This window comes from Dyadobacter soli (assembly GCF_900101885.1).
In the GTDB taxonomy this organism is placed as follows: Bacteria; Bacteroidota; Bacteroidia; order Cytophagales; family Spirosomataceae; genus Dyadobacter; species Dyadobacter soli.
This window is the reverse complement of sequence record NZ_FNAN01000016.1, coordinates 121,179-145,901: the sequence shown is the minus strand read 5'-3', so window position 1 is coordinate 145,901 and position 24,723 is coordinate 121,179. Positions and strand designations below refer to the sequence as shown.

Annotated in this window: 21 protein-coding genes; 9 read left to right on the top strand and 12 right to left on the bottom strand. The window is 51.9% G+C overall.

The genetic code is table 11. The features are described from left to right. Window positions 1-3: 3 nt before the first annotated feature. The 5 genes from BLQ88_RS25125 to BLQ88_RS25105 all read right to left on the bottom strand — a co-directional run bounded on the left by BLQ88_RS25125 (window position 4) and on the right by BLQ88_RS25105 (window position 7,147). Entirely contained in the window at window positions 4-489 is a 486-nt protein-coding gene (locus BLQ88_RS25125; protein WP_090155639.1) for a DUF2271 domain-containing protein, read from the bottom strand. Between the two features lie 97 nt (window positions 490-586). Beyond that, window positions 587-2,149 (bottom strand): ankyrin repeat domain-containing protein, encoded by a 1,563-nt coding sequence (locus tag BLQ88_RS25120; RefSeq protein WP_090155637.1) that lies wholly within the window; start codon window positions 2,147-2,149, stop codon window positions 587-589. 7 nt (window positions 2,150-2,156) lie between these two features. Then, window positions 2,157-3,497, bottom strand: coding sequence for a DUF4374 domain-containing protein (locus BLQ88_RS25115; protein WP_090155635.1), 1,341 nt, complete (start codon window positions 3,495-3,497; stop codon window positions 2,157-2,159). Window positions 3,498-3,508: 11 nt separating this feature from the next. After that, window positions 3,509-5,980 (bottom strand): TonB-dependent receptor, encoded by a 2,472-nt coding sequence (locus BLQ88_RS25110; protein ID WP_090155740.1) that lies wholly within the window; start codon window positions 5,978-5,980, stop codon window positions 3,509-3,511. A 150-nt stretch (window positions 5,981-6,130) separates the two neighbouring features. Continuing rightward, a complete protein-coding gene (locus BLQ88_RS25105; RefSeq protein WP_090155633.1) occupies window positions 6,131-7,147 on the bottom strand; it encodes a helix-turn-helix transcriptional regulator in 1,017 nt (338 codons plus the stop codon). 156 nt (window positions 7,148-7,303) lie between these two features. Here BLQ88_RS25105 and BLQ88_RS25100 point away from each other — a divergent pair, with 156 nt between their 5' ends. Next, window positions 7,304-8,560 (top strand): exo-beta-N-acetylmuramidase NamZ family protein, encoded by a 1,257-nt coding sequence (locus BLQ88_RS25100; protein WP_229212853.1) that lies wholly within the window; start codon window positions 7,304-7,306, stop codon window positions 8,558-8,560. A 20-nt stretch (window positions 8,561-8,580) separates the two neighbouring features. Here BLQ88_RS25100 and BLQ88_RS25095 read toward each other — a convergent pair whose 3' ends face one another. The 4 genes from BLQ88_RS25095 to BLQ88_RS25080 form a co-directional block, all read right to left on the bottom strand. Continuing rightward, a complete protein-coding gene (locus tag BLQ88_RS25095; RefSeq protein ID WP_090155631.1) occupies window positions 8,581-9,375 on the bottom strand; it encodes a DUF4249 family protein in 795 nt (264 codons plus the stop codon). Window positions 9,376-9,378: 3 nt separating this feature from the next. Further along, window positions 9,379-11,682, bottom strand: a complete 2,304-nt coding sequence (locus tag BLQ88_RS25090; protein ID WP_229212852.1) for a TonB-dependent receptor — start codon at window positions 11,680-11,682, stop codon at window positions 9,379-9,381. Between the two features lie 126 nt (window positions 11,683-11,808). Continuing rightward, window positions 11,809-12,501, bottom strand: a complete 693-nt coding sequence (locus tag BLQ88_RS25085; RefSeq protein WP_090155627.1) for a LytR/AlgR family response regulator transcription factor — start codon at window positions 12,499-12,501, stop codon at window positions 11,809-11,811. Beyond that, window positions 12,498-13,496, bottom strand: coding sequence for a sensor histidine kinase (locus BLQ88_RS25080; RefSeq protein WP_176885092.1), 999 nt, complete (start codon window positions 13,494-13,496; stop codon window positions 12,498-12,500). The genes BLQ88_RS25085 and BLQ88_RS25080 overlap by 4 nt, the downstream gene beginning before the upstream one ends. A gap of 609 nt (window positions 13,497-14,105) precedes the next feature. On the opposite strand from BLQ88_RS25080, the gene BLQ88_RS25075 reads away from it, so the two are divergent. From BLQ88_RS25075 to BLQ88_RS25040, 8 genes are all read left to right on the top strand, one after another. Beyond that, window positions 14,106-15,524: a hypothetical protein gene (locus tag BLQ88_RS25075; protein WP_143016925.1), complete on the top strand. Its 1,419-nt coding sequence runs from the start codon at window positions 14,106-14,108 to the stop codon at window positions 15,522-15,524. Window positions 15,525-15,658: 134 nt separating this feature from the next. Beyond that, window positions 15,659-16,225 carry a TetR/AcrR family transcriptional regulator gene (locus tag BLQ88_RS25070; RefSeq protein WP_090155621.1) on the top strand — a complete coding sequence of 189 codons (567 nt, stop codon included), beginning with the start codon at window positions 15,659-15,661 and terminating at the stop codon, window positions 16,223-16,225. A 162-nt stretch (window positions 16,226-16,387) separates the two neighbouring features. Further along, window positions 16,388-17,254, top strand: coding sequence for an STAS domain-containing protein (locus BLQ88_RS25065; RefSeq protein ID WP_090155619.1), 867 nt, complete (start codon window positions 16,388-16,390; stop codon window positions 17,252-17,254). 18 nt (window positions 17,255-17,272) lie between these two features. Further along, window positions 17,273-17,662, top strand: a complete 390-nt coding sequence (locus tag BLQ88_RS25060; protein WP_090155617.1) for an STAS domain-containing protein — start codon at window positions 17,273-17,275, stop codon at window positions 17,660-17,662. Next, on the top strand, window positions 17,646-18,065 hold the full coding sequence (locus BLQ88_RS25055) for an anti-sigma regulatory factor (protein WP_090155615.1): 420 nt from the start codon (window positions 17,646-17,648) through the stop codon (window positions 18,063-18,065). Before BLQ88_RS25060 ends, BLQ88_RS25055 begins: the two co-directional genes overlap by 17 nt. Further along, a complete protein-coding gene (locus BLQ88_RS25050) occupies window positions 18,058-19,071 on the top strand; it encodes an ATP-binding SpoIIE family protein phosphatase (RefSeq protein ID WP_090155613.1) in 1,014 nt (337 codons plus the stop codon). The genes BLQ88_RS25055 and BLQ88_RS25050 overlap by 8 nt, the downstream gene beginning before the upstream one ends. A gap of 1 nt (window position 19,072) precedes the next feature. Beyond that, window positions 19,073-20,734 (top strand): sensor histidine kinase, encoded by a 1,662-nt coding sequence (locus BLQ88_RS25045; RefSeq protein ID WP_176885090.1) that lies wholly within the window; start codon window positions 19,073-19,075, stop codon window positions 20,732-20,734. 28 nt (window positions 20,735-20,762) lie between these two features. Then, complete coding sequence (locus BLQ88_RS25040; RefSeq protein WP_090155609.1) at window positions 20,763-21,176, top strand: response regulator; 414 nt, start codon at window positions 20,763-20,765, stop codon at window positions 21,174-21,176. A gap of 1 nt (window position 21,177) precedes the next feature. Here the strand turns inward: BLQ88_RS25040 and soxC are convergent, their stop codons facing one another. Genes soxC through BLQ88_RS25025 form a run of 3 tightly spaced genes read right to left on the bottom strand, consistent with a single transcriptional unit; the run spans window position 21,178 to window position 24,716 of the window. Beyond that, a complete protein-coding gene (gene soxC, locus BLQ88_RS25035; RefSeq protein WP_090155737.1) occupies window positions 21,178-22,419 on the bottom strand; it encodes a sulfite dehydrogenase in 1,242 nt (413 codons plus the stop codon). 1 nt (window position 22,420) lies between these two features. Then, on the bottom strand, window positions 22,421-23,011 hold the full coding sequence (locus BLQ88_RS25030; protein WP_229212851.1) for a c-type cytochrome: 591 nt from the start codon (window positions 23,009-23,011) through the stop codon (window positions 22,421-22,423). Further along, on the bottom strand, window positions 23,004-24,716 hold the full coding sequence (locus BLQ88_RS25025) for a hypothetical protein (protein WP_090155605.1): 1,713 nt from the start codon (window positions 24,714-24,716) through the stop codon (window positions 23,004-23,006). Before BLQ88_RS25025 ends, BLQ88_RS25030 begins: the two co-directional genes overlap by 8 nt. Window positions 24,717-24,723: the final 7 nt, after the last annotated feature.

The window sequence follows — 24,723 nt, the reverse complement described above, 5'->3', positions numbered from 1 at the left end:
GAATTACTGTACTTTACTGAGTTTCACAAACCGCACATATCCCTTGCCCGTCGCCCGCTCGGCCAGGCCCTCGGTGGTTAGCGGGATTTCGGCGTCGGTAACGTGGTATTTCTGCTCTTCCACGGCCGATTCGAACCTTAGTTTGTAGCCTTTATTGATTTTCGCATCCTCAATTTCGATCACGTGCACGGCGCGGTCGCCGCCCGTGATGGACGCGCCTGTGATGGCGCTGAGTTTGGCTTTGGTTTTAGTCTGGTACCTATGCCATTCTTTCAGGGTGTTGTACCATTGCTTGTCGGGCCCGAGTACGTACAGGGTTTTGTCATAAGCGCCCTGCGGGTTGATCAGCGAAATCACCACATAGGCCGCCTCGCCGCGGTAGCCGTCCATTTGCACGAGGCATTTGTATTTGCTCGTCTGGGCAAAGGCATTTAGTGTAAAAAGGAGTGTGAAAACGATCGATAATGTGAATTTCAAGGAATGCTTCATGGGTCGGTTTGTCAATACTATCAATGGGCGAAAAGAATCCGCCGCAATGCTGCCGTCCCTGGAAAAGGCTGGCTGCAATGCGGCGGAATGGGAATAACTATTTGAGAAAATCGAGGGTTACCTTACTATCCGCGAGGAAGTTATTGTCCTTCGCCAGGTCATAAGCCGTCTCCCCGAACTCCGTTTTGAGCTCCTTTTTAGCACCTAATGCGATTAGTGCTTTCAGGATTTTATCGTCTTTGGCGGTAAGCGCCGCCTTATGCAATGGCGTAGCCCCTTCCTTGTCCTGTGCATTGATGTTCGCACCGAGCGCAGATGCCTTTTCGAACAGCTTCTCATTGCCTTTCGCTACCGCGAGGTGGAAAAGCGTGCTGCCGTTTTGCTGCGGCGCCGACACGTCCAGGCCGGCATTTTTCAGCAATTCGAGCTTCTTATCAAACTCCTGACCGGCACGCTCGCGGCCGTTACCGCCGCGCTCACCTTCCCGCGCAGGCGCACCAGGCATCGGCCCGGCCGGGCCGCCCGAAACCTCGCGGTACGATTCGAACCAGTGGTAGGCCAGGTTATTCTGGTCTTTATCGACCACCTTCACATCCGCGCCGTTTTTCAGCAGCAATGCCACCATTTCCGAAGATCCGGTCGCAATAGCTTTCGTCAATGCCGATTCTCCTTTGTCATTTTTTGCATTGATATTCTTGATCTTCGGCAGCAAAGTTTGCTCCACAAGCTGTACATCCCTGCCGGAAGCGGCGAGCATCAGCAAGGTGTTGCCCTCGTTGTCGGCCTTGTTGAGATCGACACCCTGGTTCACAAAATAGGCGATTACCTCTGCATTGGGCCTGCGGATGAGCTGGTGCAGCACGGTAGCGCCGTCCTTGCTGATTGTCTTCGGGTCGAGTTTCAATGTTTCTACCAGGTATTTATAGGCATCGATGCCATTGCTCGACATCCGTGAACCCTGCGTGGCAAAGAACAATGCATGGCCCGTCGGCTTCACGCCCCGTTTGATCAGCTTTTCAATGAGCTCCCTGTTACCCGTCCGGGCGGCGTAGTCGGCCACAGTGCGTCCGTACTCGTCCTTGTCGGTAATCGACAGCCCTTTGGAAATGAAATAGTCTGTGAGCGTGAGGTCCGGATCTGCGGCAACGCCCAGCATCAATACGGTAGCGCCGTTTTCATACTTCGCTTTGGGAGAAACACCGGCTTTGAACAGCGCTTCGTACACGCCTTTGTCCTGGTTTCCATTCGCCGCGGCATTGCCGATGACGCTGGCGCCGTGGCTGTCCGTCAAATGCACGTCGGAACCTTTGCCGATGAGGTAACCTACGAGCTCCGCATTACCCCGCGCCGCCGCCCAATGCAGGTACGACGCGCTGTGGTGCGTTTTTTTCTTCACGCCGTTCCCCTCCTGCTCCACCATAAATTGAATGGTTTCCAATGGCGCACCGTTCAGGATGGCCCGGGCGGTCGGGTCCCAGGATGCTGCGTCCGGTTTCGACGGGCTGTTTCCTTTTGCGATTTCCGCTTTAACCTGCGCTACGCTGGGTTTCGTTTTCCAGAAATCGGCGCTCATCAGGGTGTTGGCATTGGGCGCGCCACCTTGCTGCGCATGGGCATACAATGCCGTCAGCATGCATGCCGTTAGAAGGATTTTTCTCATAGCAATATCAATAAGAACCCAGGTAGCTCGATCCCGACTGGCCGGTGAGCGTTGCGCCTTTGGTTACCGCTTTGGTTTTCCAGTTGATCACGTACAATCTGCCCGCTTCGCCGGTGGGGGTTAGTGGTACATAAATGTTGTCCCCGTGCACGGCAAGGTTCTGGAACTGGCCGAAATCGAGGCCTGCTTCGTAGTCGTTGGTGATTTTGGTAGCGGTTTTCGCATTCAAATCGACCATCGCGATGTAGCCGCCATCGCCCGCGATGTTGTACAACACCAGGCCAATGCCGTCCTTGATATATCTCCAAGCCTGGATGCGCGAATCGGTTACACCCAATGCGGCGTCGAGGTTGAAATGGTAGTTGTTGTCATACTCGCTGGTTCCCTTGTCGATGCGCAGGATGTCCTTTCCGCCAGTAGCGGTAGCCTGGTATACATGGCCGTCGTTACCTACGTACTGCGTCATGGTGCGGTACGAATGGTTGTTGGTTTTCGAAACCGTCGAGTAGATCAGCTTCGGGTTTTGCAACGATGGATAATCCACCACGAGCGTCGTCGTTCCGAGCGTGCGGTTGGCAGCGTCGTTAGCCCAAACCGGGTTTCCGCTTGCATTGTAAGTCAGCTTCTTCGGATCGATCTTGCTCACATTGCAGCCGATGAAAATTTTGTTTTTAGCCTCATTCAAAACCGGCACGTCGATACGCCCTACCGAATAGCCCTGCGCTTCGAGTTCAGCCGGGAAAGGGAAATCAAACTCGGTGGAGTTCGGCACACGTGCATTTTCGAGGTCGATCACGGCAATCCGCACTTTACCACGGGTGTATTTGAAAACATGGTTCGGCGCGGTTCCTTCCGTTACGGTAGTGCTGCCGGTCAAATGCACGCCGATCCCGATGTTTTCGGCAGCTTTCGTCCAGCGCGGGGAAGTTCCGACGATGTCCGACAGATCCAGCTCATTGCCCGTATCCTGGTAGTCTTTGGCACCTTTTACCAGGTATTTGTTAAAAACACCGCCATCCTCGCCGGTATACTGGATGTTGTACAACTCCGTACCATCTTCCGACGCCTGCACGCGCGCCGTACGCGCCGACCGCAAACCAAAACCATTCTGATAGATATTCACCGAAAAGTTCGGATCCACCGCCTGCTCGTGCGTGATCGCGTAGGCCATCGTACCCCCATTACCAGCCGTTCCGGCTTCGTCCGGGATAGAGGCGGTCAGCGAAATAAACGCTCTGGTGCTTTCCGGCGTTCCTGGTCCCGGGCCCGAGTTGTCGTCGTCGTCGTTACACCCTGCGAAAACCAGGGTCATGCCTAAAATAGCTGCGGTTAACAGGCTCTTTTTCATATTGAAAGGGATTATAAAAATTTACTGATTGTATAATTCAACTTCACGGAAATACTTCTGCCGGGCTTCTGCACACCGAAATTGTCGTACATCTCGGCATTGAGGAGGTTTTTCAGGTCGAAGCTGACCACCATCTTGCCGTTCGGGAACCGGTAGCTCGCGCCCAGGTCGTGGTAGAACTGCGTAGGCGTCGTAAACCACTCCGACTCCATCCAAACCGTGCTGAAAGGCGCCACATAGCCGGTATTGTAATAGATATTGAGAATGGATTTTTTCTGAAACTTGTCATTCAGGCGGTACTGGACGCTGCCGTTCATGGTAAAAAACGGCTCGTTGGGTAACTGCAAATTGTACAGATCGTGGGGATTGCCTTTCTGATCGAACTTCTGCTTGAACAGGGTATTGAACTTGGAGAAATTGAAAAGGGCATTCAGCCGGTTGTCGTACACGTAGATGATCTCGCCTTCAAAACCCCTCGACTGCGTCCTTCCGATGTTCACATATTTGGTCACCTGAATATCCGCATCGCTTTCCCGGCCGGGGACAATCTGGTCTTCCACGGCCTGCTGGGTGATTTTGTTAAAACCATTCCGCCAGAATGCGCTGGCATACAACGTGAGCTTATGCTTGCCGAACTGGACGGGCCCGTGCCGGAAGCCGAGGTTATAATTCACATTCTTTTCCGGGATGAGGTTGAGGTTTTCGAGGATGTTGTTTTCCGGGTCGCCGTAAAGCTGGTTTTCCGTCGCCGATACGTAGGAATTCTGCGTGGAGCCGATGATATGCATTTTGGAAAACACATTGTAGGAAACCGTCGCGCCGTAGCCGAAGTTGTTGTTGACAGATTTGCTCTCCACCCGGTTTACCACATTACCGCCATCCTGTTCCACGAGCTCGGGTTTGGTTTGGATGGTCCTGTTGGAAGTGTGTTTACCTAAAATATTGGTTTTCAGCTTGTCATTGAAAAGCTGCGCCTCGTAGTTCAATGCGAAGATGTTGGTCATCACATTGCTGACCGTCACGAGGTCTTTGTTGACCGGGTTGAGCAGGTCGTTATCGTCGCGGTCCGTGGCTTCCAGCTTGTGGTTCAGGGAAATGCGGTGTCCGGGGAAAATAGTATACCCCAAATTCGAGCGCATATTGGTGATCTGCCGGTTCACTTCCACTATGCTTTTCGGCCCCTGCTGGCCCATTCCGGCAGTGGGAGGCACGGGAATGATCTCGCCATTCCGGATGAGCATGCGCGGGTTGCCGTCCCAGTTGTACACCTGCCCTACCGTGTCCTGCACGTACGTGCTCCGGTAACTCCTCACCGCATTCACGTTCAGCGCAAGGCCTTTCACGAGGAAGTTGTTTTTGTTGTAGTTCAAACTCACCACGTGCGCCTGGTACTCGCCGAACCTGCCCACATACGGCCTCGCCATGGTGGTGCCGTGCGGGATTTCGGCGTAAGTATCTGATATATTGTAGCCGAGAAAAAACTGGTCGGCCCATTTGACATTCGTGAAACCCACCTCAAACCGCCCGCCAACCGACCGGTATTCATTATTGAACCGCTTGGCGCGGTAGTACCGTTCGAGGGTCCGGTCTGGGTGAACAAATTTCGAAAACTTGCCCCACGTCGTGTAACTGTTATCTGTATACGTATAAAAGCCGGAACCTCTCGTGGTGAAGCCCGTGCGCTTGTTGCGGTAGATTCCTGAAAGGTCGGCCTGGAAGGTATTGAATGATCCGTAAGCGACAGCGGCGGTAATGTTGTTTTGCGAAGCGTCCTTTTTCAGCACCACATTAATGGCCCCACCCACGTAGTCGCCCGTGAGGTGCGCGGGCAACACGCCCTTGTACACCTCGATGCGCTCGATCATCGCCGGCGGAATGTTGTTCAGGTTGAAAGACGACCCGTACGTCGATATTTCGATCCCGTCCAGGAATATCCCGACGGCGCTGCCCGACATTCCGTTCAGGTTGTACTCCACCCGCGAACCGATGCCGCCATTCTGGCGGACGCGCACGCCTACCGAGCGGTCGAGCAATTCGTTGGTATTCAGGTTTCTGAGCGACGCCTCTTTCGTTTCGATCACCGCAACTGCAAAACCCTGTGTTTCAATTTGTTTCTTCTCCGTTTTTTGAACGATACTGACCTCATTAAGTTCCTGCGCGGTCTTTTTCACGACCGGATTGAGTTCGTGAACCGGCTTGGTTACGTGTAATTTCAGCTTTTTAGCCTCGATTTCCACGGAAGTGATCACGATATCCTGATGGCCGTAAGGCACGTTCTTCAACTGGAAAGTACCGTCCGTTTCAGAGAATGTAGCGATGTTGGAATCGCCGACCCGGACCGTTACAAAGCTCACGACCGCCCCTTTTTCATCCCTGACTTTCCCCTTCACCGTCGCGGTTTTCGGATCGGCGTTTTGGGCATTGGTACTGAAATGGAACAGCGTGGCGATGGCCGTGATGTGTAAAAGGTGTTTCAATAACATCGTAATTTTTCCTGATATCCGGGGGTTGGCCCTGCTGGTTTCCATGAGAAGCCAGCCGCACAGTCGCAGAACCTTATTTAGACTAATACTAAATGCAAAGATAGGTGCCCATGCCTACCGAAAACGACGCGAAAAGGAATACGAGAGACGTCAGAGGGAGTAATTCGGCTTGCTGAGCTTGCTGGGAAGAATACCGTAATGTTTTTTGAAGGCGGCCGTGAAATGGGTGGGATGCTTGTATCCCATGCGCTGGGCCACGTCGTGGACAGAAGAGCCCGGCTGACAAAGCGCGTCTTTCGCGGTTTCCATCCGTTTCTGATGCAGGTATCCAAAGACCGTTTCGCCGAACACTTCCTTGAAATACTTTTTGAGGTTGAACTCGTTGCTGCCCACCTGGCGCGCGAGGTCTTTCAGCGACCATTGCTGGTCCAGGTTTTCATCAAGCAGTTTTTTCACCAAATGCATTTGTTCCGCATGCTCGCTGCTGAGCGTGGACAGGAAGCTGGGTAAGGGCAAATGCTCATTTTGCTCCATTTGCAGCAAAAGCAATTCGATCGCCTTCGCCCGGACGAAAAGGCTTTTGTGGAAGCCTGCGTAGGGGCATTGGATTATTTCAAAAATAATATGCTCCATCGGGCCGGTGACGGGGAGGTTCCGCATACTCATGAATGCGGGTAATTTGTACCGGATACCCTTTTCGAAATGCACGCTGAGCAGGTGCGACGGTGGCAGCAGGCTGAAAAAGAAGTCGGCGGCGAGGTTTAGCGAGAATATCTCCGAATGCTCGTCCGGTGCGCATTGCACCTGGATGTCGCCTTCGGGAATGAGCATCAGGTTATGCTGCCCCGGGCTGAAACGCACAAACACTTTTCCCAGCTTGTTGGAATAGTAAGTGGTATTACCTTGCAAATTGAAGTTCATCTGAATGCGCGGGGCGTGGTCGGTAATGTGCCAGGTACGCTCCCGCGCGACCGCCAGCGACTGGTACCAGACGTGGATTCCCTCAACCGCCATCTCCCTCCCTAGCCCGAAAAAGTCCGAACCTTCCATCGTCAGTTCGCGATCGGAAATTTCGTGGCCTTTCACCTCGCTCAGATCGGGAAACTGATGATGGTCGATATCGCCATTCGGTTCCTTCGCGGGAAGATCGTTCTCCTTATTTGTCATTATGGAGGGGTGTCATGGGTTCGATTGATCTGTCAAACTTAATTGTACGTCTTTGATATGCCAACTTATGCGAATACTTTCTTGACACGCGCCCAGCGCTTTTACCAATTTTAGTAACTTGGCCCCTGTTACCTCAGCACATTCAAACTCGCACCAATGACCGTAAAAAGTACGATGAAACAGTTCGAAAGATTAATCCCTGCAATTCTTTTTACGCTGCTGGCGATGAGCCAATTTAAATGCGCCGCACAAAGCGGTTCATCCAATCAAAGTAAATCCGGTAATGCCGGCATTATCACCGGCGCCGATCAGACCGACAAATATTTGCCTTATCTGAAAGGAAAACGGGTTGGCCTGGTCGCAAACCAGAGTTCTATTATCGGCAACAAAAGTAGTGTCGATAGTTTGGTAAGTCTTGGAATTAAAATTGCAAAAGTGTTTGGGCCCGAACATGGTTTCCGGGGTAATGCAAGTAACGGGGCCGCGGTGGGCAATGAGGTGGATGCTAAAACCGGCATTCCGATCATTTCGCTGTATGGAAAAAACCAGAAACCGACCAAAGAACAACTGGCCGATGTAGACCTGATGGTATTCGATATTCAGGATGTGGGCTGCCGCTACTATACCAATATCAACACGCTCGAATATGTCATGGAAGCCTGCGCGGAAAACAACAAGGAATTGCTGATTCTCGACAGGCCCAATCCCAACGGTTATGTGGTCGACGGCCCGGTGATGACCGATGACAGGTACAAATCCGCGATCGGCATACATTACACGCCGATGACGCACGGCATGACGATAGGTGAATTTGCACAATACCTTAATGGTGAGGGATATCTGGCAAAACAGTGTAAAATAACCGTCATCAAAGTAGCCAACTACAACCATGACTTGCCTTATGTGCTCCCCATCAATCCCTCACCGAATTTGAATACACAGCAGGCCGTAATGCTTTTCCCGAGCTTGTGTATGTTCGAAGGAACGATGATCAACGAAGGGCGCGGAACGAAAATGCCATTCACTATTTTAGGCGCGCCTGCATTGGAAGGTAAATATTCATTTTCCTACAAACCCGTCAGCATTCCCGGGATGAGTGAAAGTCCCCGCCACAAAGACGCAGTTTGTTATGGCCTCGATCTCCGCAATTTCGACATCGACCAGCTCCGTAAAAGCCGCCAGATTAACCTGTCGTGGCTAATTGAATTATACAATGCCTATCCCGACAAAGCCAATTTCTTTACGCCCGGAAGAGCCAACCAGGACATATCCGCTTTCGACCTCCGCATCGGCACCGACCAATTGCGAAAACAGATCATAGCGGGCGTATCCGAAGCGGAGATCAGAAAAAGCTGGGAGCCGGGGTTACAAAAGTTCAAGGCTATCCGGGCGAAATATCTTTTGTATCCGTAACTGACACCATTTCCGGAACTTCAAGGGATGGTAATGCTTTTGGTTTCGCTGGTGTGAGCGGAGAACACGCCTAATGCTCCATTTGAAATGTTGCCCGGCGGGTTGTTGGGCGTTATGCCGCCGCCCGGGCCGCTGTCGCCGATTAATGCCAGGGTTTTATAGTAAAGCGCCACCTTCGCGTCGACGCATTGCATTTTCAGCGTGATCACATCCCCGCGTTTCAGTTTCAGGTCTTCATCGTCGCTGAGTTCGAGCCGCGCGGTATTTTTCAAACCGTTTTTCACCTCGTCGTTTTGTACAAAATGCTGGTTCATCAGCTTGTCGTTTGCGGAAAGCTCAAAGCGGTAATTATTGCCTTTTTGCGCCGGATCTACGTATTCCGGAATGATATTAAACTCGGTTTCTCCCCCAAATATTACCTCTTCCACCTTAATGCCGTCGAATGGAACGCGCTCCGGCATGGTGCTTTGCGCGGCGTAGGACTGGTTTTCGGCGGTTATTGCGAGTGTGTAAGTCCTGCCCTCCATTCCCTGCAACTTGCGGGTAAGATACGTGCCGTTCCCCTGCGCAATGAGCGTGTCGGCATGGCCTGCATTATCGCTGATGATCACCACCGCATTGTCCACCGTTGGGTAAGCGCCCGTCTGGGTAAGCGCCACGGATTTGCGGATTTTGACGATGTAGGGCCCGGGTTGGTTGCTGATATTGCCTTCTATCACGATCCGCGACTGGTTTCCCTTGTAATCCAGCTCCACCACCTTCTCGCAGCTGGTAAGCAGGAACACGACACCCATTATTTTAAGGATATTTTTCATGTTTCAGAATTTGAAATTGTAAGAAATGCTGGGTACCCATTGAAACAGCGATGTTTGAACGGCGTCGATTTTCCCGGGGTCGGTTTTGTTCTCCTTGAAAGTCATCAGGTAGGGGTTTTTCCGCCCGTACACATTGTACAAGCCGAAGCTCCATGAGCCCTGAAACCTGCGCCGCGACGGCCGTTCAAATGTGGCGCTCAGATCGAGGCGGTGCGTGGCGGGCATGCGGTCGGCATTGCGGTTACCGTATTGGTACATCACCATGTCGTTGAGCGGATATTTACCGGTCGGGAAAGTGACCGCATTTCCCGTGTTGTAAATGAAAGTACCCGACAGCGTCCAGTTCTCCGAAAGCGTGTAAATGCCGACTACCGACAAGTCGTGCGTCCGGTCGTGCTTGGCATTGTACCAGGCGCCGCCATTGATTCCGTTGATCTGCCGTTCGGTTTTCGAAAGCGTGTAGCCGATCCAGCCGGTCAGTTTCCCGGTTTTCTTTTTGAACAATATTTCCAAACCATAGGCCCTGCCCTTTCCAAAAAGCAATTCGCTTTCGATATCGGGCACCGTATTGATGTCCGCCCCGTCGCGGTAATCGATCTGGTTTTTCATCGATTTGTAATAGGCCTCGGCATTAAGCTCATAAGCATTGTCGTCGAAGTTCCTGCTATACCCGGCGCTGAACTGGTCGGCCACGCCGGGCTTGATATTGTAGCTGTTGCCGATCCACTGGTCGGTGGGGCTGCCGCCGGTAGAATTGCTCATCAAATGCAGGCTTTGCGTATTTCTTGCATAACCAGCCTTCACGCTCGACACATCGTTCAGCCGGTAATTCGCCGAAAACCGGGGCTCCCAGTTGATGTAGGTCTTGCCTGTTTTCCCATCCGCCAGCGTAATGGACTTCACCAGCTCGTTGTTTCGGTAGATATTATACGTGTCGCCGCCGAGCACGTTGTAGAACGAGAAACGCAGGCCGTAATCCAGGCTCAGCCGCTCGGTGGCTTTGTAAGCGTTGGCCACGTACACGGCATTCTCCAAGCCCTTCCGGTCTTTCTTCGTGCTCACGATGTCCGTGCCGCCGGCTTTCGTGGGCGTAATGGTGTGGTGTATGATATTGAAACCAAAACGGATGTTATTCTTCACATTGGCGAACCAGGTAAAATCCTGTTTGAGGTTCAGGTCTTTGATGTGCGAGTTGAAATTGGTTTCAGCCCCGTCGCTTTTGAAGCCTACGTTGAAATCGTAGTTGCTGTAAATGAAGGAGGTGTTGGAAAACAACTTGCTGCTGATCAGTCTGTTCCACCGTAATGTACCGGTAGAATTCCCCCATTTGCTGTTAAACAAAGTCGAAATACCCAGTACGTCCTTTCCGAAATAGCCCGAGAAGAACAGCTTGTTTTTATCGTTGATTTCCAGGTTCGCCTTCATATTCAGGTCGTAGAAATACAATTTCGTGTCTTTCAGGTCCGAAGAGAGTTTGGCAAACAGGTCGGCATACGTTCTCCGGCCGGAGATAATGAAGGACGACTTGTTCTTCTGAATAGGTCCTTCGACCGTCAACCGACTGCTGATCAATCCGATACCGCCGCTTACCTGGTAATTTTTGTTATTCCCTTCCTTCATTTTCACGTCCAGCACCGACGACAGCCGCCCGCCGAACTGGGCCGGGCTGTTGCCTTTGATAATGGTCGCATCCTTGATCGCGTCGCTGTTGAACGTGCTGAATATGCCCAGCAAATGCGACGCGTTGTACACCGGCGCTTCGTCGAGCAGGATCAGGTTCTGGTCGGTAGCGCCTCCCCTCACCGAGAAGCCGTTTGAGCCTTCTCCATTCGATTTCACGCCGGGCATTAACTGAATCGTTTTGACCAGATCCTTTTCTCCGAACACAACCGGGATCTTGGAGGCCGTCTTCATATTCAGCGTTTCCGTGCCCATTACCGCCTGTGTGAGGTTGTCGTCGTCCTTTTTGGAAGTCACCACCACCTCCTGCAAACTGATATCGTCCGACAGCTCGATGTTTACCTTCACATTGGCATCCAGGTTTACAGGCATCGTCTGCTGCTGGTAGCCCACGTACGAAAACCGGAGCGAGTAACTTCCCTTCGGCAGCGAAATCGAATAGAAACCATACTCATTGGTGATCACCCCCATCGTGGGCTGCCCGGCTACCACTACCGTCACGCCGATCAGCGTTTCGCCCGAAGATTTCTGCTTGACCGTCCCGCTTACCGTATACCTGGACTGCGCCATGAGCGCACCGCCAAATAGTAATAGCAGACTTGTTAAAACCACTTTCTTAAACATCATGAATACAGCTGTTTTTTGATCTTTTTTTGTGCTGCGAACCGGCAGCGGTACAAATGTGTGATCGAAAGAAAGGCTGTAAAAATTAATGAGAAGAAGTGCCGGATTTACGCGAAGAACGAGGGATCGTCAGCCATTATACCGGTTGAAAAACTCGTCGGCATACGTGCGCCCGATCGGCAATTCCTGCCCGGCAATGTAGATGGTCCCGCCGCGGACAGCTTCAATTTTGGAGAATGGGAGAATATAACTGCGGTGTACGCGGATAAAGTCGTTGGAATTGAGTTTCTCCATCATATCCTTCATCGGCATACGTGCTACGATCGGCTTCCTGTCTTTGATATGTATTCTCAAATAATCGGCCAGTCCTTCAATGTAGACGATGTCGGATAAAGGCACTTTAACCAGGCTGAAATCGGAGCGGATGAATATGTTTTTGTCGGCGGTATCGTCCTTTTTGTGAATATAATCAAAGTAATCGACTGCTTTCGCGATTGCCTGCGCGAATCGCTTCTGGTTGATCGGCTTCAACAAATAGTCGATTGCATTCAATTCATAACTGGTTACGGCGTACTCGCTGAATGCCGTGGTGAAAATGACCATCGTATTTTGCCGCAACGATTTCACCAGACTAATTCCCGTCATCGAAGGCATCTGGATGTCGCAGAATATCAGGTCCACCGGGAATTTATGCAGATAACGCAGCGCTTCATTGGGTTGCGTAAATGTCTTTTGCAAATTGATTCCCTCATGCTTTGCACAAAGCGATGTGATTACATTCAAAGCCAGCGGCTCGTCGTCTATGGCAATGGCGTTTATCATTGAAGGTTGATATGCAGGGATACGATGAATTCCTTTTCGTTGTCATGAATGGTCAGCAAATGCCGCGACGGGTAGATCAGGTTCAACCGGTGCCTCGTATTCTCAATTCCCAAGCCGCTGCGCTCGGAAATATCCCGCTGAACGTTCACTTTATTGTTAACTACACTCAGCTGAAATTCCGTGTTATTAATCTGCATTTCGATCCTGATTCGGCTCTTCTGCTCCGAATTTACGCCGTGTTTAAATGCATTCTCAACGAACGGGATCAACAGCATCGGTGCGATCCTGAGCGACGGAATATAACCCGGGTAATCGTAGTCGAGCCTTACGCTGCGGTCCAGCCGGAGCTTTTGCAGTTCGATGTAGTTGCTGATATAATTGATTTCATCTTCCAGTGCCACAAAATCCTGCTGGGTTTCCTTCATTGTATACCGCATCATTTCCGATAGTTTGTCCACCATATCCGCCGCTTTTGGCGAGGTGTCAATCGCAATTGCATAAATATTATTTAACGTATTGAAAAGAAAATGGGGGTTGATCTGCGATTTGAGCGAAGCAATCTGCGCCGACAGCTTTTCACTTTCCGTTTGTCTCAACCGGTTATAAATCGTCCACAAAATAGACGACACAATCGACAGCAACCACAGCAGCAATGCATTCACGATGATTACCGGAATAATCTTCTCAATCGCCGGGTTGACACGCAATGCCAGAATCGAATTGAAATCAGAAAGTTGAAGAATTAATGCAAACAGAAATCCCGCCGCTCCGATAGTCAGCAACAACGCCGGAAAATAAATCCAGTAGCGCTTTGCCAACAGGTACCTGGGCATGAGCACAAGGTAATTGACATAGAAAGTCACCAGCAGCAAGGCGCTAAGCGTGAGACATAGCAAAAGATAAACCCTGTCCGAAGATGGGTCAAGCGCGTTGAAAACCTGGTCGGTCGGTACGTAGGGAACAACCAGGAGCAGTACCCAAATGAGGGCATGCATGGCGACAGCGAAACGGGTTACTTTCATTGAGTTATCGAAATAATTCCCAAACAAAAATGAATTAGGTCACCAGACCAAAAATTTGAGAAGAAAGGGCGGTGTTTGTGGATGTATGTCGGCATTAATTATTCCTTGCCACGCCCGCCGGAAGGGCTACAAAGCAACGCAAATATGGCGATTATCAAGGCGTTAGACAAGATTCTATACACTGGCACGAAGTTTGTCGACAAGCCATCCCATCTGCCTGTATTATATTTGCCTTAGCACTTTTTACAAATAAAAAATCGCGTGAAACCCAAAAGAATGTTGCTTCCGGTGACCCCTCTTATCAGCGCAAAACATTGGTCATTTGCGGAAAATCCCTACGTTAAAATTTTCAACCTCCATTTTATGGCAAGGCTTAAAGGAAGCATTCTTACAATGTTCCTTATTTCCCTTCCTGTCCTTCTCTATCTGGTATACGTCTTTTCAAATGCGACAAACACATTTTTTGCAGATGATTTTCATTTGTTGAAAACTGTTGTATGGGTTCAGGAGGCAAACGACTTACCCACGAAATTGGATTTGCTTGTCCAGCAGCATAATGAACACCGGATACTTTTGCCGCGCTTGCTTACCTTACTGGACTATCAAATTGAAGGTACCATTAACTGGCGGACGCTCGTTTTGCTGGGAAGTGTTGTATGGGCCGCAAACCTCTGGTTTTTTTGGCAAGGCTTTAAGCATTTCCGGTTACCGGCCTGGATGTTCATTGCGGTTCCATTGATTTTTTTGCAGCCACAATACGCGGACAACACTACCTGGTCGATTAGCATATTGCAGCAATCAGTGATCATCTTTTGGTTCTCGCTGTTATCGTATTTGTGTGCACAGCAGAAATACACGTGGGCATTAGTGGTTGCAATAGCAGCCACATTTACGCACGGCAATGGCTTTTTCAGTTTTTTGATCATCATCCTTCTCGCGATATCTGATCGTAAATGGAAAACCGTCGCGGTCTGCGCGGGTATTTGGGCAGCGGTCGGGCTCGTTTATTTTTGGGATTTCAGGACAGGTCAGAATGCTGATTTCGGGAAAAGCCTCTCCGATCCCGCGAGGCTCGTGATGTCATTTTTTGCCTTCTTCGGATCTGTAACCAAAATACGCACGCAAAACGCGTACTATGCGGTGTCACTGGGATTTTTACTGGCAACGGTCCTGGGCGTGTACATTATTCCTAAACTGAAAGTATTATTCTACAAAACCGGCTATCAGTTGTCGGCTTTCGATAAGATGCTCCTTGGCAACATCTTGTTTCTGGGTATCACCGGAAGCCTGATCGCCATTTCAAGAAGCTGGCTGGGCATAGACGGTATTCTGGCCCCGCGTTATCAGCACTATTCGCCCTACCTGATCTGCTGGGCTTATGTGGTGCTGCTTTCGTTTTTTAACCTGCGTTACAGAAAGATCGCGGCCGCGGTGGTGACGGTAGGTGCCGTCGCTTTCAACGCACTCAGCTATTTTACCTATCATGAACAGGTTCAACTGCGGAAAGACGGGCTAATTGCCGATGAAAGCAACTGGATAAATCATCGCACGATGATTCAATACGCCAGAAGTTTTAATGACAATATTAAAGGTGTCTATCTCGAAGCTGTTGCCACGGGTATTTGCACAGTTGAAGACCAATTCTCCAATATCGTCATCGCTGATTCGCCGGAGACGGATGCAAACCTCCGATTTGGCGAAGCTACTTCCTATATTATCGATACCGACGGATCATATTCCCAGCGCTTCCAATCGATCAGCAACAACCATTTAACCGGAACAACGTATTTGTTCCTGCAATCGGGGCAGCAAAAAGGCTACTGGGTCCCTACACGCATTCTGCATTCCGGGATTAGAGAATTTCTCTCGTCCGGAAGGCTGCGCAAGCCCGGTTTTCACGCAGAATTTCTAACGGAAAACCTTCCTCCGGCCGATTACAGGATTGGAATATTGAATGACGGGCAATTCAGCTGGTCTTCCCAGCGCATCCTTATCAAGTGATGTGACTTTACAAAGTCTTGCACAGCCCCACCCGCGCGGCGCCGGCGATTCTTGCTACTTTTGTAAAAATAATCATTACAAAAACGAACCGATTGACTTTACCGATCGTTCGGTACCTGTAAAACAAATTACAAATGGCCCACGCGAAAGTTGAACACGACGTCGTCATCGACAAATTGATGGAGACCTTCCGGTCGTCGGGATACGACGGAGCCAGTATGGCCGCGCTGGCGGAGGCTACGCAGCTGAAAAAGGCCAGCCTGTACCACCGGTTTCCGCAAGGCAAGGAGCAAATGGCGCACGCGGTGCTTGGTTACGTAGCCGAATGGGCCAAAAGCAGGATCGAAAATGTACTTTTCTCGGCTAATGCCCCCGAAGAACGGCTTGAAACGGCATTGAAAGCCATCGACGAGCTGTACGACGGCGGCAGGCTCGACTGCATTCTGCGCGCTTTATCGCACGGGTCGTCCGCAAATACCTTCCAGAAAGAAATCGCCGCGATTTTCCAGACGTGGCTCAACGCATTCAAACATCTGGCAATGGATTTCGGCCACGGGGAAGAGGAAGCAAATAAGCTTGCTAACGAACTGACCATCAAGATACAAGGCACCCTTATTCTGCAACGCTCACTCGGCCAGCCTTCGATGTTCAAAGAGATGCTTCGGGAAATGCAGGAGAAATTCATGCATATCAGCCATTAGCAGCTATTGGTGCCCGCGGCCAGCCCGGATCAGGAGCACCACATCCGGGTATAGCCGCTGGCCCGGCACATTCAGGGCGCTCGCTGCGCTGTTTGAATGAAAATTAGCCAAGTGTCACCACTTATTTCTACCTTGTCATTTCACGCATCTTTTTAACATTATATGACAAGAAATATAGTTACGGCGCTTCAAGAAAATCAGGATCGGATCCTCGATCAATGGGTTAACCAGCGCGAACTTTCAGAAGATTTTGGCGGAAATTTCAACTCTTTTGACGATCTGAAAGCACAGTCCTCGGAACTGCTGACCGCTGTGCTGGAAAACATGACCGCGGAAAATATTACCGACCTGTACGCTTCCGATCTGGAGCCGTTGATTGAGTATGTTTCAGGCCTTACCCTTTCCCGCGCCAAACAGGGATTTTCTCCCCGCGAAACCGCTACCTACATTTTTTCCCTCAAAGACGCGCTGCTGAAAGTACTCGGCGAGCTGATAACCGAAGATCCGAAAGAGCTCTATCGGTCGACACTGGAAATCAGTAAGTTTATCGACAATATCGGCATTGTCAGTTTCGAAACATTCATCAGAGGCCGCGAGGAAGTGATCCTCGGCCAGGCCGACGAGATGGCCGAGCTTTCTACGCCGGTGATCAAGGTTTGGGAAGGTATTATCGCAATGCCGATTATCGGCACGCTCGACAGCGCCCGCACCCAGGTGGTGATGGAGAACCTGCTCCAAGGCATTGTAGAAACGGAAAGCAGCATTGCCATCCTCGACATTTCCGGTGTTCCCGCAGTGGATTCCCTGGTGGCCCAGCATCTGATCAAGACCGTCAATGCGATCCGGTTGCTTGGCGCGGATTGCGTGATCAGCGGTATCCGGCCTGAAATAGCGCAGACAGTCGTGCACCTTGGCATAGATCTTTCTAAAATGGTTACCAAGGCCACCCTCGCAAGTGCGCTCCGATATGCCTATGGGATATTGCAGCTGGAAGTGAGGAAAGCAGGCAAAGAAAAGTCGAACCTCTAACACGGCAACAGAAACATTATGGAAAGAATACCTATCCTGAAAATGGGTAAGTTCCTGCTTGTGACGATTCAGGTGGATCTTTATGACCGCCTGGCTCTGACGCTGGAAGAAGACCTGATTCAGATGGTGCACAAGACCGGTGCCAGAGGCGTATTAATCGATATCTCCGCTTTGTCTATCGTAGATTCCTTTATGGGGAAAATCATAGGCAATATCGCTGCCATGTCCAGCATACTTGATGCCGAAACAGTGGTGGTAGGCATGCAACCCGCCGTGGCCATTACATTGATTGAACTTGGCCTTCCTTTGTCGGGCGTCCACACTGCGCTGAACGTCGAGCGCGGTATGGCCCTGCTTGCGGCGCGGATGCCCGAAGAAACGGACAGCGAGGATGTGGACGACGACTAACCAGAACAAAGAGCAGCTATCCATTCTGCATGACAGAGACGTTATCATTTGCCGCAACCGTATCAAGGAGGTGGCAGTGAAGATTGGAATGGGCATTGTGAATCAAACGAAGCTCATCACGGCGGTCAGCGAGCTGGCGCGCAATATGCTCATTTATGCGGGCGGCGGCAACGTGATCGTGGAGGTAGTCGCCCGCGGAAGAGAGCAGGGTGTGAAAATTGTTTTTGAAGATAAAGGGCCTGGCATTCAGGACATTGCCAAAGCGATGCAGGACGGCTTTACGACCGGCAAAAGCATGGGAATGGGGTTACCGGGTGCCAAAAGGCTTGTAAGTGAGTTTAATATAGAGAGTACGGTCGGTAAAGGTACTACTATCAAAATCGTTAAGTGGAAAAATGGATAGTGTACAGCAGGTGAACTATGATTTCAAAGACAGGAGCTTTTTGCCGATCATTAAAAAAGACGCCCAGCGTATGGGCACAGCCGCCGGACTGCCCGCCAAAAGGCTGGCGGAAATGGAGATCGTGCTGAGTGAAATCGCGACCAACCTACTGAAACATGCCGGAAGTGGGGAAATCATCGTCCGCGTTTACAACGACTCGGTGGTGTCGGGGATCGAAATCATGGGGATCGACAACGGTCCGGGGATAGCCGATCCGGGCAAGATGATGGAAGACGGCATGTCCACTACCGGCACCCTGGGGCACGGCCTGGGTGCGATCCGCCGCCTTTCCGATCAGTTTCAGTTGTATACGCTTCCCGGCTGGGGTACTGTGTTGCTGGCCCGTATTTTCCAATCCCCGCCGGTCGCAGGTACGAGGCCCCCGCGTTGGGGGATTTACCCGATCGTGGTACCCAAACCCGGGGAAACTTATTGCGGGGACATGTGTGTGTGGAAATCAAACCCGTATTTTATCAAGGTTTTGATGGCTGATGGGCTTGGGCATGGCATTTTAGCACAACAAGCATCAGAAAAGGCTGCCGAAGCTTTTCAGAAATCCACCTTTAACACCCCTCACCAGATATTGATGGAAATTCATCAGCATGTAAAAAATACCCGCGGGCTTGTCGCCACCATAGCCGTCTATGATCTGACGAACAAGGTCTGGCTTTTCTGCGGTGTCGGTAATATCTCAACCCGGCTGCATGACGCGATTTCTTCCAAAACATACCTGCCGTACAATGGCATCGTGGGCGTGAATATACCCAGGGTGCTCGAATCGCAGACGGTTCCGGCCGAACCGGGACGACACCTGATCATGTGCTCGGACGGGATTTCCTCGCGCTGGGACGCCAGCAAACACATCGGCGCATTCCGGTGCGACCCTTCTGTGCTGGCGGCGGCGATTTACAAAGACTTCGCAAGGCATTCCGATGATACCTCCGTCACCGTTGTTAAGGTCTCATAACATGCATATCATCACAAAGTTCAACCTGGACAATGACCTTGATCTGATGCTCGCCCACAAGCGATCCATGCAGGTGGCGGAATATGGCGGAGTGGGCCTGGTACACCAGACGAGCTTTGCGACGGCCGTGTCGGAAGTGTGCAGGCTGATCCTCGAAACGGGCATTCAACCCTGCATTCAACTGGGTTTTTCGAAGTCGAAATCCGGACGAAACAGTTTGTTCGCCCAGATCGTAGACAGCGCGATCCCCCAACTCGATGCCAACAGTCCCAGCCTCGTGTATGCGGGCAGGCTGGTAAGCGCACTGACCCTCGCGGAAGACTCGATCACCTTACAGCACGAGCTGCCCTCTGCCATGCGGCTCAGCCGGGAGATGATCACGAAAGGCCAGCAGCTGTTCGACGAGCTGCCGCCGGTAACGCCATACGAGCGTGCCAAACATCTGAACGTGCAATTGCAGGAGATGGCGGTCCGCCTTAGCGAAAGCGAAAGGCGCTACCAGCTCCTGACCGACAGCCTGCCTTTGATGATGTTTACCGTCGACGCGCAGGGGCGGTTCCTTTTTGCCAATGAGGGACTGACCAATTTCGCCGGCCTAAGTAAAGAACAGGTCCTGGAAGCCAACTGGTTTTCGTGGGTTGCGGGAAGAAGCCCCGTCGTCGAAGAGCGGGTTTTGAGAAAACAATTCGCTTTGGGAGCACCATTTTCACGCGAAATTGAGCTTACAGACCGGGAAATGATTGAAAAAATCTGGTTCCTGCTTTCGATGACACCTGTTAGAAACGGGGAAGCGGATATTCTGGAATGGTCGGGTTTCCTGGTCAGCATTCATGCACAGAAACGGGTGGAGCAAGCATTACGTGACAATGCCGAACTGAAACGGGCGCAGCTGGCTCTTGAAAAGCGCCAGCATGAGCTCGATCTGATGATCCAGGATCTGAACAGAAGCAATGAAGAACTCGCCCGCTTTGCGTACGTTGCCTCTCATGATTTGCAGGAGCCTGCCCGGAAAATGATCGTTTTTTCGGAAATGCTTACCAGACGGTTTCAGCATTTGCTTCCGCCCGAGGGTACTAACCTGCTGTCCAGGATACAGGGAGCATCCCACCGGATGGTAGCTGTGATTCGTGATCTGCTCGACTACTCGCGTCTTTCGGCCGATCAGCAGGTAGAGAAAGAAATGATCGATTTTTCGGAGCTCATCACCCAGGTGACAGAGCTGCTGGAAGAGCAGATAGCAAGCTCCGGAGCCAGCATTACTATTGAGCGCGGCGGTATTGTGCTGGGAAACAAACGTCTACTGACACTCCTCTTCCAGAACCTCATTGCAAACTCTGTCAAATTCATTACCGAAGGCACAACGCCGGCCGTACTGCTCCGAATAGAAGAGCCTACCGCCCGACAACTACAGGTAATGGGCCTGGCGCCGCAACTGAGCTGGACACGCATTGACGTCACCGACAATGGCATTGGGTTCGACGAGCTTTTCCTCGATAAAATATTTCAAATGTTTCAGCGGTTGCATACCCAGGACCGCTACCGGGGTACGGGTATAGGCCTGGCCATTTGCAAGCGTATCGTCGAAATGCACCATGGCCGGATCGGGGTAAAAAGTGCGGTCAATGAAGGTTCCACTTTCAGCGTCTACCTTCCTGCTAACTGAACATTTATCCAATTATCGAACAATCTAAATGAACGAGCCCGTAATTTTGGTGGAAGATGATGAGGACGACATTTTCCTGATCCGGATGGCATTGGAAGAATTGCAGATACCGAACCAGGTGGTCGTTTTCAGAAACGGCCTCGATGCCTTTGAATATCTGAAAGACCAGCATGAGAAACCTTACGTGGTAATCAGCGACCTCAACATGCCCGTCATGAACGGCTTCGAGCTGTTATCCTCCATCCTCGACCACGACGTTTTCAGCGGGGCCGTTCCCGCATTTGTTTTCCTGACAACGTCCGATCTGACGACCATCCCCCCGCATTCTTTTGACCAGCAAAGTTTTTCATTTTTTACAAAAGGTTACTCCTACGAGCAAATTCTCGAGACGATGAAGATCATCATCGACTATGGGCGTTCAAAGAAGACCGAAGGCCGGTAAACTATGCCTTGAACAACACCGCCCCGTCCCCCTGCAAATACCAGGTCGTCACCGGATTGAAATGATACCCCATATTGCCGCCACGCGCATTGAGTAGTTGTTTTAAAAACGGCTGCACGTACCCGGTTTCATCTACCGTCCGGCTCATGATTTCGGTGGGAGTGCCGTCCCAGTGCCAGAGGTGGCGAAATGCAGTGATGGCTTTATCGAGCACGGGCTCCTGTAATCGGGCGATTTGCCAGGTCTTGCCGGCATCCGTGCTCACTTCTACGCGGGATACCTTGCCCCTGCCACTCCACGCGATGCCACGGATTTCGATCCAGCCTTTCTCTACTTTGGCGGGATAGGAAGGATAAGTGATGATCGAGCGGGCGTCCATGGTGAAACTGAACTGGCGGATTTTGCCGCCTCCCACTGCTTCGGTGTATTTGGAAGTCTCCTCGCGCGTCATGAAAGGCGCGTCGGCGAGTTCGATGCGCCGGAGCCATTTTACATTGGCATTACCCTCCCAGCCCGGCAGGAAAAGGCGCACGGGGTAGCCCTGTTCGGGGCGAATGGCTTCCCCGTTTTGCGCGTAGGCGATGATGGCGTCGTCCCACCCTTTGTGGACGGGCACGCTGCGGGTCATCACGGCGGCGTCACCACCTTCGGCCAGAAACCAGGTCGCTTTCGGGCTTACGCCTGCTTCCCGGAAAATCGTAGACAATGCCACGCCCGTCCATTCGCTCTGGCTGGTGAGGCCGCAAATTTCCTGGGGGCGGATCTTGCCGTCGTTGCTGCCCCGGTAATTGCCCGAGCATTCCAGGAATGCAATACGCGAAACCGAGGGAAAGCGTTTGAGGTCTGCCAGTGTGAAAACCATGGGTTTCTCCACCATTCCGTGGATCACGAGTTCGTACTTGGTGGGGTCGATGGCCGGTACGCCGCCGTGGTGGCGTTCGTAATGCAGGTCCGAGGGTGTGATCATGCCGTGCAAATCCTGCAAAGGCGTGCGCGAAGAAGTATCCGAAGGGGTCTTGACAGGTTTTTCAAATGGCGACCGTGTGCCCAGTACGCCCGGAGGTACGCCCGGGATTTTGGTAGGGTCGTCGGCCAGCTCCGAAGCCGTGAGCGCGGCCTGGAATGCCTTGCCGCTGGCGGTTTGTACCAATACAATGGACGCCGCGGCCGCGCCTGCAAGCAAATTGCGCCGGCTGATTTTTCCGGAAGTTATCAATGGTTTTCTATCGTCGGGTTGCAGCATATTATCGTATTTCAGGGCCGTCTTTCCGGTCATCGGGGACGAACTTGTCGCGGGCGGGCATTTGAATTTTCGGAAGGTTTTTTGCATTCAGAACAGCCTTTTCGTCCCACAGGCCATTGGCATGGAGCAGGAAGGCGGTGAGGCTGTACACCTCGCGGTCGGTCAGTGAGCCGGGCTGGTTGAATGGCATTGCCCGCCGGATATAATCGAAAACGGTAGTTGCATGCGGCCAGTAGTTTCCAATGGCTTTGATCCGCCTTGCACCGCCTTTGGTAGTATCGCCCACCACGAGCCGGTCGTTCGGTCCCTCGGTGCCTGTGGCGCCATGGCAGCCGCCGCATTTCAATGCATAAATCGCCTTGCCTTCCAGTGCATTGCCCTCCCCTTTCGGCAGTCCTTTACCGTCGGGGCGGACGTCGATGTCGACCGCGGCGATTTCCGCTTCCGTTGCCGCGCGACCGAAACCGAAACGCGCTGGCTGTGAAAGGGTATCAGCCGGCAACGCTCGGGAGCGTTGCTGGCTGAATCTCAGACTCATACCCGTAATCGACAGCGTGGCGAACACCACCACGCTGCCGATGAACTTAATCATATTTCCCTGCATTGAGCGTGCTTTTAGCCAAAACGTAAGGTCGCTCCACCCGGTCGAGCACCACGTAAATGGAATCTTTTTTCTCGTTGATACCTTTGAGGATCACGCGCGAGCCGTCGGTGGTCGAGTAAGTGAGGATCATCCGCTTGCGTTTGTCGCGGCGCTGCTTGCCGGCAAACTCACGCTCGCGGCGGGCAGATTGCCCCAGCGGGTCGATCATCCTGTTTTCGTCCCCTATCCGCGCCAATGCGGCTTTACTGATCCAGTTGCGGCTGTTTCCCTCGCGCCCATTACCCCGTTTGCCGCTTTGCTGTGGCTGTTCGCCTTCCGTGTGTGCCCCTTCACGTGCGGCGCGCGTACCCTCGCCGGCACCGGCCTGTCCCTGGCGTGCCTCGCGCTGTTGCAACTGCCCTACGCCGTCGCGCGGGCCGTTTCTTGCATATTTATCCTGCAAATACAAGGTGTGTTCGAGCGTATCGGCCAGGTAATGGAACACGCGCTGGCCTCCTCCGGTGCCGGTGAGCTCGAAAGTCCGGCCGAGGTCGCGCATGGGTGCGCCGCCGCCGTTGGAGAGGTCGAGCGGGGTGGGTTTGTTTACTTTAAATGTCAATGTCGTCCATTTCTCGAACGTCGCCCATTGCCATCTCACGGTATCGGTCGGCGAGTAAGCGATTTCTTTGTTATTGATTTTGAATTCGGTGACATTATAGTTACCGCGCAATGCTTTGATACCCGCTGTGGAAGGCTGTTTGTAAGGATCATATTTGAAATTGACATATTGCAACCAGAACAAATAGCACACGAACAGGCCCAGAACGCCGGCTTTCAAGCCGGTGCGCGTATAACGTTGCCATTTCTGCGAAAATGCAGGGTAATAGTTGTCAGGAACGGTAAAACGTTCCAGGATAAGCAGGTTCCAGAGTTTTGGAATATCCTTAATCAACAAAAACGCCGCCAGCAGCACAAAATACGAGCTGTACACATGCACGCCGCCGTCATAAGCGAAGTTTACATACACAATATCCCCCAATGCGCCGAGCAGCAGAATGGCGCCCAACATGGTAGTACCGCGGAAAAAGAGCAAAATGCCCGCCGTAAGCTCCACGACGCCCGCAAACACCTGGTACCAGGGCACAATACCGACCGAGAGCCAGTAGATTTTTTGTAATGTAAAATCGCCGAAGTTGGTATTCAGCAATCCGAACGATGGGTAAGGCATTTGCGTGGGCATCAGTTTGGTGTATCCAAAACCAATAATGCCAATGCCCGCACGGTAGCGCACCACCACGCGAATCCAGTAATAGAGCAGGTTATACGCCTTCGGCTCGCGCTTGATCGCTTTCACAATCACCGTCCATACCAGCCCGGCCCCAATGGAAGCCAGCAATGTGATGATCCACGTGGCGTAACCTTCCATGGTGCTGCCGAAAAGTGTACGGCCGAAGAGGTCGAGCCCGGAGCCGAAGCGCGCGATATCGTACACATCGCGGTAATGCAGGCGCGTCCAGTCGAAAGTGACGAGGTCGGTGTACCAGCCGGCGCTGTTGGGGATGGACATGGCCAGGAAAAACACAAAGGCAATGCGGAAAAGGATTTTCTGCCATTCGGGCCAGCTGCTGACGGCGGCGGGTGCGCTATCGCTCTCCGCCGCGTGCCCGTTTTCCGCGAGCGTCAGATCGTCGGCGCTTGTTCTGATCGTTGACATATTTTTA

Excerpts from the sequence above, each read along its gene's own strand:
- BLQ88_RS25125 (WP_090155639.1), bottom strand. The coding sequence starts at position 489 with ATGAAGCATTCCTTGAAATTCACATTATCGATCGTTTTCACACTCCTT.
- BLQ88_RS25120 (WP_090155637.1), bottom strand. The coding sequence starts at position 2,149 with ATGAGAAAAATCCTTCTAACGGCATGCATGCTGACGGCATTGTATGCC.
- BLQ88_RS25115 (WP_090155635.1), bottom strand. The coding sequence starts at position 3,497 with ATGAAAAAGAGCCTGTTAACCGCAGCTATTTTAGGCATGACCCTGGTT.
- BLQ88_RS25110 (WP_090155740.1), bottom strand. The coding sequence starts at position 5,980 with ATGTTATTGAAACACCTTTTACACATCACGGCCATCGCCACGCTGTTC.
- BLQ88_RS25105 (WP_090155633.1), bottom strand. The coding sequence starts at position 7,147 with ATGACAAATAAGGAGAACGATCTTCCCGCGAAGGAACCGAATGGCGAT.
- BLQ88_RS25100 (WP_229212853.1), top strand. The coding sequence starts at position 7,304 with ATGACCGTAAAAAGTACGATGAAACAGTTCGAAAGATTAATCCCTGCA.
- BLQ88_RS25095 (WP_090155631.1), bottom strand. The coding sequence starts at position 9,375 with ATGAAAAATATCCTTAAAATAATGGGTGTCGTGTTCCTGCTTACCAGC.
- BLQ88_RS25090 (WP_229212852.1), bottom strand. The coding sequence starts at position 11,682 with ATGATGTTTAAGAAAGTGGTTTTAACAAGTCTGCTATTACTATTTGGC.
- BLQ88_RS25085 (WP_090155627.1), bottom strand. The coding sequence starts at position 12,501 with ATGATAAACGCCATTGCCATAGACGACGAGCCGCTGGCTTTGAATGTA.
- BLQ88_RS25080 (WP_176885092.1), bottom strand. The coding sequence starts at position 13,496 with ATGCATGCCCTCATTTGGGTACTGCTCCTGGTTGTTCCCTACGTACCG.
- BLQ88_RS25070 (WP_090155621.1), top strand. The coding sequence starts at position 15,659 with ATGGCCCACGCGAAAGTTGAACACGACGTCGTCATCGACAAATTGATG.
- BLQ88_RS25065 (WP_090155619.1), top strand. The coding sequence starts at position 16,388 with ATGACAAGAAATATAGTTACGGCGCTTCAAGAAAATCAGGATCGGATC.
- BLQ88_RS25060 (WP_090155617.1), top strand. The coding sequence starts at position 17,273 with ATGGAAAGAATACCTATCCTGAAAATGGGTAAGTTCCTGCTTGTGACG.
- BLQ88_RS25055 (WP_090155615.1), top strand. The coding sequence starts at position 17,646 with ATGTGGACGACGACTAACCAGAACAAAGAGCAGCTATCCATTCTGCAT.
- BLQ88_RS25050 (WP_090155613.1), top strand. The coding sequence starts at position 18,058 with ATGGATAGTGTACAGCAGGTGAACTATGATTTCAAAGACAGGAGCTTT.
- BLQ88_RS25045 (WP_176885090.1), top strand. The coding sequence starts at position 19,073 with ATGCATATCATCACAAAGTTCAACCTGGACAATGACCTTGATCTGATG.
- BLQ88_RS25040 (WP_090155609.1), top strand. The coding sequence starts at position 20,763 with ATGAACGAGCCCGTAATTTTGGTGGAAGATGATGAGGACGACATTTTC.
- soxC (WP_090155737.1), bottom strand. The coding sequence starts at position 22,419 with ATGCTGCAACCCGACGATAGAAAACCATTGATAACTTCCGGAAAAATC.
- BLQ88_RS25030 (WP_229212851.1), bottom strand. The coding sequence starts at position 23,011 with ATGATTAAGTTCATCGGCAGCGTGGTGGTGTTCGCCACGCTGTCGATT.
- BLQ88_RS25025 (WP_090155605.1), bottom strand. The coding sequence starts at position 24,716 with ATGTCAACGATCAGAACAAGCGCCGACGATCTGACGCTCGCGGAAAAC.